Source organism: Nocardiopsis chromatogenes YIM 90109 (assembly GCF_000341185.1).
GTDB lineage: Bacteria > Actinomycetota > Actinomycetes > Streptosporangiales > Streptosporangiaceae > Nocardiopsis_A > Nocardiopsis_A chromatogenes.
In genome coordinates, this window is record NZ_ANBH01000151.1 from 1 (window position 1) to 9,241 (window position 9,241).

Here is a 9,241-nt window from a genome sequence, read left to right on the forward strand (position 1 = left end):
CATGGCCGTCCCCTCCCGCGCCTCGAACCTCGGCGCCGACCCCGCGGAGGAGCCCGTACCGGACCCCTCGGCCGTGGTGGCCGCGCCCGCGCCCGCCCCTGCGGCGGACGCCGTCCCCGGCGCCGCGGCGGAGTCGCCGCCCTTGCCGGAGTCCTTCCCACCACTGGCGCCGACGCTCGCGGCGGAAGTGGACTTCTTGGCCGGCTTCTTCTTCGGGCCGCCGGTCGTCGCCCCGGTGCTCGCGGGCGTGCCGCCCTTCTTCGCCGAACCCGACTTGGCCGTTCCCGACGGCCGGGCCGATCCGGCGGCCGTCTTGCCGGGCCCACCCGAGGAGGGCTTCTCCGAAGCGGTGGAGGACGGTGACGAGGCGGCCTCGTCGGGCTCCGCCTTCGCGGAGCCGGAGTCCTCCGCTTCGGTGCCCTCGGGCTCCTTCTCCGCGTTCTCCTCGTTCTCCGGAGCGTCCGGGGTGTCCGGGGCCGTCGGCTCCGCGGACTCCGTTTCAGGCGCCTCGGCGCCGGGCTCCGTCTTCGCCTCGGACCGCTTCACGTCCTTTGAAGCGTCCTTCGTCTTCTCCGACGTCTTGTCCGACATAGCCACGTTACCGCTGGACTTTCCATGAGACAGGTGGAATTCGGGCCGAGGGATGGTGGACCGGCCGCTGGGGCGGCGGCCGGTCCGAACATGTTCTCCAGGCGCTCTAGGGCACCCTACGCGAGCCTCAGGACTCGGTGCCCTCTCCGCCCTCCGCGTCACCCTCCGCGTCGCCCTGCGACGCCTCCGCAGCGCCCTGAGCGGCGTCCGCGGCATCAGCGGCGCCCGCGGGGGAGCCGGGGGCGCCCTCCCCGGCCTCCAGGCCCTCGGTGTCGTCGGGGGCCTCCTCGTCGGCCTCGGCGTTGCGGGCCACCGCCACCACGTGGCTGCCCTTGTCGAGGTTGACCAGGCGCACGCCCATGGTGGCGCGCCCCGACTGCTTGATCTCCGCGCTGCGGGTGCGGATCACCCCGCCGTTGGAGGTGATCGCGAAGACCTCGTCCTCCTCCGGGTGCACCATCAGGGCGCCGACCAGCCCGCCGCGCGCCTCCACCACCTTGGCGGTGAGCACGCCCTTGCCGCCCCGGTTCTGCACCGGGTACTGGTCGGACGGCGTGCGCTTGGCGTACCCGCCCGCGGTGGCCACCAGCACGTCCGTGGGCCCGTCGGTCTCCCGGATCACGTCCATGCTCAGCAGGTTCGCGTCCTCGGTGAACCGCATCCCGATGACACCGCTGGTCGCCCGCCCCATCGGGCGCAGCGACTCGTCCGCCGCCGAGAACCGGATCGCCTGGGCGTCGCTGCTGATCAGCAGCAGGTCGTCGGTGGGGAACACGAGCCGGGCGGCGATCAGCTCATCGCCCTCGCGCAGGTTGATCGCGATGATCCCGGCCGAGCGCGCCGAGTCGAAGTCCTCCAGGCGGGACTTCTTCACCAGCCCGTCGCGGGTGGCCAGCACCAGGTACGGAGCGACGTCGTACCCGCGCAGCGCCATGACCTGCGCGATCTCCTCGTCGGGCTGGAACTCCATCATGTTGGCCACGTGCTGGCCGCGCGCGTCGCGCGCCGCCTCCGGCAGCTCGTAGGCCTTCGTGCGGTACACCCGCCCCTTGTTCGTGAAGAACAGGATCCAGTGGTGGGTGGTGGTCACGAAGAAGTGCTGGACGATGTCGTCCTGCTTGAGCTGGGCCCCCCGCACGCCCTTGCCGCCGCGCTTCTGCGCCCGGTAGTTGTCCAGCCGGGTGCGCTTGGCGTAGCCGCCGCGGGTGATGGTGACCGCGACGTCCTCCTCGGCGATGAAGTCCTCCATGCGCATGTCGCCCTCGAAGGGGACGATGTGCGTCTTGCGGTCGTCGCCGTACTTCTCCACGATCTCGCCGAGCTCGTCGCGGATGATGGAGCGCTGCCGCTCGGGGGAGGCCAGGATCGCGTTGTACTCCTCGATCTGGGCCATCAGCTCGTCGTACTCGGCGGTGAGCTGCCGGCGCTCCAGGGCGGCCAGCTTGCGCAGCTGCATGTCGAGGATCGCGCGCGCCTGCACGTCGTCGATCTCCAGCAGCCCCATCAGCCCCGTCTTGGCCTCGTCGGCCGAGGCGCTGGAGCGGATGAGCGCGATGACGTCGTCGATGCGGTCGATCGCCCGCAGCAGCGCGCGCAGGATGTGCGCCCGCTCCTCGGCCTTGCGCAGCAGGAACTTCGTCCGGCGGACCACGACCTCGATCTGGTGCGCGACCCAGTGCCGGATGAGCTGGTCCAGCCGCAGGGTGCGGGGCACCCCGTCGACCAGCGCCAGCATGTTCGCGCCGAAGGTCTCCTGCAGCTGGGTGTGCTTGAACAGGTTGTTCAGCACCACCTTGGCGACCGCGTCCCGCTTGAGCACGATCACCAGGCGCTGCCCGGTGCGCCCGGAGGTCTCGTCCTTGACGTCGGCGATCCCGCTGACCCGGCCGTCCTTGACCAGCTCGGCGATCTTCAGCGCCAGGTTGTCCGGGTTGACCTGGTAGGGCAGCTCGGTGACGACGAGCACCTGGCGGCCGCGGGAGTCCTCGTCGATCTCCACCACGGCGCGCATGGTGATCGAGCCGCGGCCGGTGCGGTAGGCCTCCTCGATCCCGCGGCGGCCCACGATCTGCCCGCTGGTGGGGAAGTCCGGGCCCTTGATCCGCGCGATGAGGGCCTCCAGCAGCTCCTCGTCGTCGGTCTCGGGGTGGTCCAGGTACCAGTTGACGCCGTCGGCCACCTCGCGCAGGTTGTGCGGCGGGATGTTGGTGGCCATGCCGACCGCGATCCCCGCCGACCCGTTCACCAGCAGGTTGGGGAAGCGGGCCGGGAGCACCTCGGGCTCGGAGGAGCGGCCGTCGTAGTTGGGCCGGAAGTCGACGGTGTCCTTCTCGATGTCCCGCAGCATCTCCATGGCCAGCGGGGCGAGCTTGCACTCGGTGTAGCGCATGGCCGCCGCCGGGTCGTTGCCCGGCGAGCCGAAGTTGCCGTTGCCGTCGACCAGCGGCATCCGCATCGACCAGGGCTGCGCCAGCCGCACCAGGGTGTCGTAGATGGCGCTGTCGCCGTGCGGGTGGTAGTTGCCCATGACGTCGCCGACGACGCGGGCGCACTTGAAGTACCCCCGGTCGGGCCGGTACCCGCCGTCGTACATGGCGTACAGCACCCGCTGGTGCACCGGCTTGAGGCCGTCGCGGACGTCGGGCAGGGCGCGGCCGACGATGACCGACATCGCATAGTCGAGGTAGCTGCGCTGCATCTCGACCTGGATGTCGACCGGCTCCACCCGCTGGGCGATACCGCCCTCCGACTCGGGCTCGGGTTCCTGCGGGGTATTCGCATCCGTCACGGGATGTCGACCCTTTCTGCTGAGACTTGTCGGGCCTGGCTGCGGTGGCGCGCGGTCAGATGTCCAGGAAGCGCACGTCGCGGGCGTTGCGCTGGATGAACGAGCGGCGCGACTCCACGTCCTCGCCCATGAGCACGCTGAACATCTCGTCGGCCTGGGCCGCGTCGTCCAGGGTGACCTGCAGCAGCAGGCGGTTGTCCGGGTCCATGGTGGTCTCCCACAGCTCGTTGGCGTTCATCTCGCCCAGACCCTTGAAGCGCTGCACCAGGTCCCGCGGCCGCGGGTCCTTCTTGCCCTGCGCCACGCCGCGGGCGATGACCTCGTCCCGCTCGCGGTCGGAGAACACGTAGTCCACGTCGTTGCCGCGGGTGTCCCACTTGACCTTGTAGAGCGGGGGCATGGCCAGGTAGACGTGGCCCGCCTCGATCAGCGGCTTCATGAACCGGAAGAGCAGGGTGAGCAGCAGCGTCCGGATGTGCTGGCCGTCGACGTCGGCGTCGGCCATCAGGATGATCTTGTGGTACCGGAGCTTGTCGATGTCGAAGTCGTCGTGGATCCCGGTGCCCAGGGCGGTGATGATCGCCTGGACCTCGTTGTTCTTCAGGATCCGGTCGATGCGGGCCTTCTCCACGTTCAGGATCTTGCCGCGGATGGGCAGGATGGCCTGGTAGAGGGGGTCGCGGCCGCCCTTGGCCGAGCCGCCGGCCGAGTCGCCCTCGACGATGTAGACCTCGGACTTCTCCGGCTCGGCGGACTGGCAGTCCGACAGCTTGCCCGGCAGCGAGGTCGACTCCAGCAGCGTCTTGCGCCGGGTCAGGTCCCGCGCCTGGCGGGCGGCGATGCGGGCGCGCGCCGCCTGGTTGGCCTTGGAGACGACGTCCTTGGCCTCGCCGGGGTTGCGCTCGAACCAGTCGCGCAGGTGCTCGTGGGTGACCCGCTGCACGAAGGACTTGGCCTCGGTGTTGCCCAGCTTGGTCTTGGTCTGGCCCTCGAACTGGGGGTCGGCCAGCTTGACCGAGATGATCGCGGTCAGGCCCTCGCGGATGTCGTCGCCGGTGAGGTTGTCGTCCTTCTCCCGGAGCAGCCTCTGCTCGCGCGCGTACCGGTTGACCACCGAGGTGAGCGCGGTGCGGAAGCCCTCCTCGTGGGTGCCGCCCTCGGCCGTGTTGATGGTGTTGGCGAAGGTGTGCACCGAGGAGGTGTAGGACTGGTTCCACTGCATGGCGATCTCGACCGAGATCCCCTCGCCGTCCTCCTCGAAGTCGATGACCGAGGCGTGCGACGGCTCCTTCTTGGCGTTGATGTGCCGGACGAAGTCGACCAGGCCGTCCTCGTAGTGGAAGGTCTGCACGGCCGTGCCGTCGGGCGCGAACTCGGGCCGCTCGTCCCGCAGCGTGATGGACAGCCCCTTGTTCAGGAACGCCATCTCCTGCATGCGGCGGGCCAGCGTCTCGAAGCTGTAGGTGGTGGTCTCGAAGATTGACGGGTCGGCCCAGAAGGTGATCTGGGTGCCGCTGTCGGCGGTCTCCTCACCCTTGGCCACGTCCGCGGTGGGGCGGGTCATCTCGTACGTCTGGCGCCACACGTGGCCGTCCCGGCGGACCTCGGCCTCCAGCCGGGTGGACAGCGCGTTGACCACGGACACGCCCACGCCGTGCAGGCCGCCGGAGACCGCGTAGGACTTGCCGTCGAACTTGCCGCCCGCGTGCAGCGTGGAGAGCACCAGCTCCAGCGCCGGACGCTTCTCCACCGGGTGGAGGTCGACGGGGATGCCGCGCCCGTTGTCGGCGACGCTCACCCCGCCGTCGGCCATCAGGGTCACCTCGATGGCGTCGGCGTGGCCGGCCAGGGCCTCGTCGACCGAGTTGTCCACCACCTCGTAGACCAGGTGGTGCAGACCCCGCTCACCGGTGGAGCCGATGTACATGCCGGGGCGCTTGCGTACCGCCTCGAGCCCTTCCAGAACCGTGATCGATCGAGCATCGTAGGCCAAGTGGGAACACCCTCCTGCTGGGGGACGCCGTTGCGGACGCGGTCCGCCCCCGCGCGCGCGAGGGGGATTCGGTGGGGACGGTCGGCACCGGAAGGCGGGCGTGCTCGCCATGCCGGACCCGCTCACCACCCCGAGATCCCGCCACCCTCGGCAGGGGTGGGCCGTACCGGCGAAAGCGTCCGAAGAACCGCCTCCATGATACCGCGCGCACCGCGGGAAAGTGGCATCAGAGACGCTGTGGCGCCCCAGAACGCTCGAACGGAAAGGGAGCCGACTCCCCACACGCGTCCCCCCGTGCCAGCGAATCCGCGAGCGGTTCAGGACTGTTGGCGGGGTCGTCGGTGCGCCTGCACACCGTCACCCGGCGGCTACCCGCCGGTCACCTGGCCCGGAGCCGCCCGGCGCCGCGCCCCCGGCCCGGACCGGTCACCTTGATCGCGTGCACCGTGCCCTGGCCCAACTCCTCGTTGAGCCGCCGGATCAGGTCCCGGGCCATGGCGCGGGCGTGCGCGGCCATGGTCGCCGACTCGGCGGCCACCACCAGCTCACCGGCCTCGTAGGAGACCGGGCGCAGGTGCTGGGCGTTGAATTCGCCGACGATGTCGCTCCACCGGCCGAAGACGCCGCCGACCGCGATCTGCTCGGCGTAGCCCCGCTCCGTCAGCCAGGCGCGCACCGCGTCCCCGAAGAGCTGGGGGTCGCGGCGCGACCGCATCCGGCCGCCGCGCCGCCGCTGCGGCCGCGGGCCGGGCGCGGCGCCCCGCTCCTTGGCCGCGGCCCGCGCCTGGGCCAGCGCCTGCCGGGCCAGGTCGATGCCGCTGGGGGCGTCGGCGGCGGGGGAGGGGTCCTGGCCCCCGGAGGCCCCGCCGTTCTGCGCACCCTGAGCGCCCTGGGCGTCGGCCGCTCCAGGGGCCGGACGCGGCGCTGCGCCGCCGTCAGTCACGCTCCACACCCCCCTCGCGCACCCGGTACCGCACACCCCGCAGCTCCTCGGGGATGTCCTCCGGAACGGCGGCGCTGACCAGCACCTGCTCGCAGTGGGCCACGTGCTCGGCCAGGCGGCGGCGGCGCGCGGCGTCCAGCTCGGAGAAGACGTCGTCGAGGATGAGCACCGGGTCGTCCCCGTCGGCGCGGAGCAGCTCGTAGGCGCTCAGCCGCAGCGCCAGCGCGTACGACCACGACTCGCCCTGGCTGGCGTACCCCTTGGCGGGCAGGTCGTCCAGGGCCAGCACCAGATCGTCGCGGTGCGGTCCGACCAGGCTCACCCCGCGCTGGAGCTCCTGGTGGCGGGCCTCGGCCAGGGCGGCGCGCATCACCTCGGCCAGGCGCTCGCGGTCGGCGGGCAGCTCGGCGGCGTCCGGGTCGGCCGAGGAGCGGTAGCGCAGCACCGGGGCGCCGTCGGCCCCGGCCAGTTCGGCATAGGCCTTGGCGGTCAGCGGCTGCAGCTCCGCGGTGAGCGCCAGGCGCGCGGCGAGCAGCTCGGCGCCGGCCGCGACCAGGTGCCCGTCCCACACGTCGAGGGTGGACAGGTCGACGTCCTGGCGCTTGAGGTAGCGGGCGGAGGCCGACTTGAGCAGCGCGTTGCGCTGCTTGAGCACCCGCTCGTAGTCGGAGCGGACCGCGGCCAGCCGCGGGGCGCGGGCCACCAGCAGCTCGTCCAGGAACCGCCGCCGGTCCCCGGGGTCACCCTTGACCAGGGCCAGGTCCTCGGGGGCGAAGAGCACGGTGCGCAGCACGCCCAGCACCTCGCGGGGGCGGGTGGCGGGGGAGCGGTTGAGCCGCGCCCGGTTGGCCTTGCCGGGGTTGATCTCCAGCTCGACCACGGACCGGCGCTCGCCGGAGACCACCGCGCAGCGGACGACGGCCCGTTCGGCGCCGCGGCGCACCAGCGGGGCGTCGGCGGCGACCCGGTGGCTGCCCAGGGTGGCCACGTACCCGATGGCCTCGACGAGGTTGGTCTTGCCCTGACCGTTGGGGCCCACGAAGGTGGTCACCCCGGGGTCCAGCTCCAGCAGCGCCGACTCATAGGACCGGAAGTCGGCCAGTTGCAGGTGCGATACGTACATCCGGCCTCTCCCTCCTACGAGCGCCGGGGGCCGGTGCCCCCGGCGTTCCCGGGTTTCACGTGAAACGGGCGGTCCCCCCGGACCGGGCGCATTCGGGCGGTGCCGCCCGCGCCGTGCGGGTCAGCTCCGCGGGGTGCGCACCGGGTCGTCGGTGGCGGTGGCCACCGCGTGCCCGCCGAACTGGTTGCGCAGCGCCGCGATCACCTTCATCGCCGGGCTGTCCTCCTGCCGGGAGGCGAAGCGCGCGTACAGTGCGGCGGTGATCGCCGGGGCCGGGACCGCGTGGTCGACCGCGGCCTGGACGGTCCAGCGGCCCTCGCCGGAGTCCTGGGCGTATCCGCGCAGCCCCTCCAGCTCCGGGTCCTCCTCCAGCGCGCGCACCAGCAGGTCGAGCAGCCAGGAGCGCACCACGGTGCCCTCGCGCCAGCTGTCGAAGGTGCCCGGCACGTCGTCGACGATGTCCGAGGCCTGCATGAGCTCGAAGCCCTCGGCGAAGGCCTGCATCATGCCGTACTCGATGCCGTTGTGCACCATCTTGACGAAGTGCCCGGCGCCCACGCCGCCGGCGTGCACGTAGCCGCCGCCCTCGTCGGGGGTGAGGGCGTCGAAGATCGGCTTGGCCCGCGCGACGTCCTCGGGCGTCCCGCCGACCATGATCCCGTAGCCGTTCTGGCGGCCCCATACGCCGCCGCTGACCCCGGCGTCGACGTAGTGCACGCTCTTGCCCTTAAGGGCGTCGGCGTGCTCGCGGTCCTTGACGTAGTGCGAGTTGCCGCCCTCGATGATCAGGTCGCCCGGGTCCAGCAGGCCGCCCAGCTCCTCGACGGCGCCGTCGGTGGGCTCGCCCGCTGGCACCATCAGCCACACGGTGCGCGGCGCCTCCAGCCGTCCGACCAGCTCGGCCAGGCTGCCCACGTCGCTCACCCCGGGGTCGAAGTCGTACCCGACGACCTCGTGGCCCTTGTCCCGCAGCCGCGCGGCCATGTTGCCGCCCATCTTGCCCAGGCCGACCATGCCCAGCTTCATCGTGACCTCTCCCCCTCGGACCCTGTTCGTCCCCGGGGCTCCCCGGGGCTGTACACCGGCCCCCGGCTCAGCCGGAGAGCCGCACCGGCATGATGAGGTACCGGTAGTCGGAGGCGGCGGACTCGTCGGCGGGCTTGCCGGAGATGATCGCGGGCTTGGTCGAGGTGGTGAACTGCAGCCGGGCGATGTCGGAGTCGACCGCGCCGAGCCCGTCCAGCAGGTAGGACGAGTTGAAGGCGATCTGGATCTCCTCGCCCTCCAGGGAGGCGTCCAGCACCTCGACGGCCTGCGCCTCGTCGCCGGTCCCGGCCTCCAGGACCAGGCGGCCCTCGCCGAAGGCGAGCCGCAGGGGGGTGTTGCGCTCGGCGACCAGCGACACGCGCTTGACCGCCTCGATGAACTCGGCCTTGTTGATCTCGGCGACCGAGTTGAAGGAGTCCGGCAGCAGGGCGCGGTACTTGGGGAACTCCCCGTCCAGCAGCCGGGCGGTGGTGCGGCGGCCGCCGCCCTCGAAGCCGATCATGCCCTCGGCGCCCTCGCCGGTGGCCAGCGCGATGGTGACCTCGGCGCCGGAGGTCAGCGACTTGGCGGTGTCGGCCAGGGTCTTGGCGGGTACCAGGGCCACCGCGGAGACGTCGGGGTTCTCCGGGGACCAGGTGATCTCGCGGACGGCGAGCCGGTAGCGGTCGGTGGAGGCCAGCGTCAGCGTGGAGCCCTCGATCTCCACCCGCACGCCGGTGAGCATCGGCAGGGGGTCGTCCCGGCCGGCGGGGGCGG

General features: G+C 72.0%; 6 protein-coding genes and 1 pseudogene. 1 reads left to right on the top strand and 6 read right to left on the bottom strand.

The window, feature by feature from the left end; translation table 11 throughout:
* Positions 1-619 (top strand): annotated as a pseudogene (locus D476_RS37980) (hypothetical protein); the annotation flags it as partial.
* Between the two features lie 99 nt (positions 620-718).
* Here the strand turns inward: D476_RS37980 and gyrA are convergent.
* The 6 genes from gyrA to dnaN all read right to left on the bottom strand — a co-directional run.
* Complete coding sequence (gyrA, locus tag D476_RS0115850; protein WP_017624921.1) at positions 719-3,379, bottom strand: DNA gyrase subunit A; 2,661 nt, start codon at positions 3,377-3,379, stop codon at positions 719-721.
* A gap of 55 nt (positions 3,380-3,434) precedes the next feature.
* Entirely contained in the window at positions 3,435-5,372 is a 1,938-nt protein-coding gene (gyrB, locus tag D476_RS0115855) for a DNA topoisomerase (ATP-hydrolyzing) subunit B (RefSeq protein WP_083939536.1), read from the bottom strand.
* A gap of 379 nt (positions 5,373-5,751) precedes the next feature.
* Positions 5,752-6,324 (bottom strand): DciA family protein, encoded by a 573-nt coding sequence (locus D476_RS0115860; protein ID WP_017624923.1) that lies wholly within the window; start codon positions 6,322-6,324, stop codon positions 5,752-5,754.
* Entirely contained in the window at positions 6,308-7,438 is a 1,131-nt protein-coding gene (gene recF, locus D476_RS0115865) for a DNA replication/repair protein RecF (RefSeq protein ID WP_017624924.1), read from the bottom strand. Before recF ends, D476_RS0115860 begins: the two co-directional genes overlap by 17 nt.
* Positions 7,439-7,558: 120 nt before the next feature.
* Entirely contained in the window at positions 7,559-8,464 is a 906-nt protein-coding gene (gene gnd / locus D476_RS0115870; RefSeq protein WP_017624925.1) for a phosphogluconate dehydrogenase (NAD(+)-dependent, decarboxylating), read from the bottom strand.
* A gap of 67 nt (positions 8,465-8,531) precedes the next feature.
* Positions 8,532-9,241, bottom strand: a 710-nt coding sequence (gene dnaN / locus D476_RS0115875) for a DNA polymerase III subunit beta (protein ID WP_017624926.1), incomplete at its 5' end; no start/stop codon positions are given.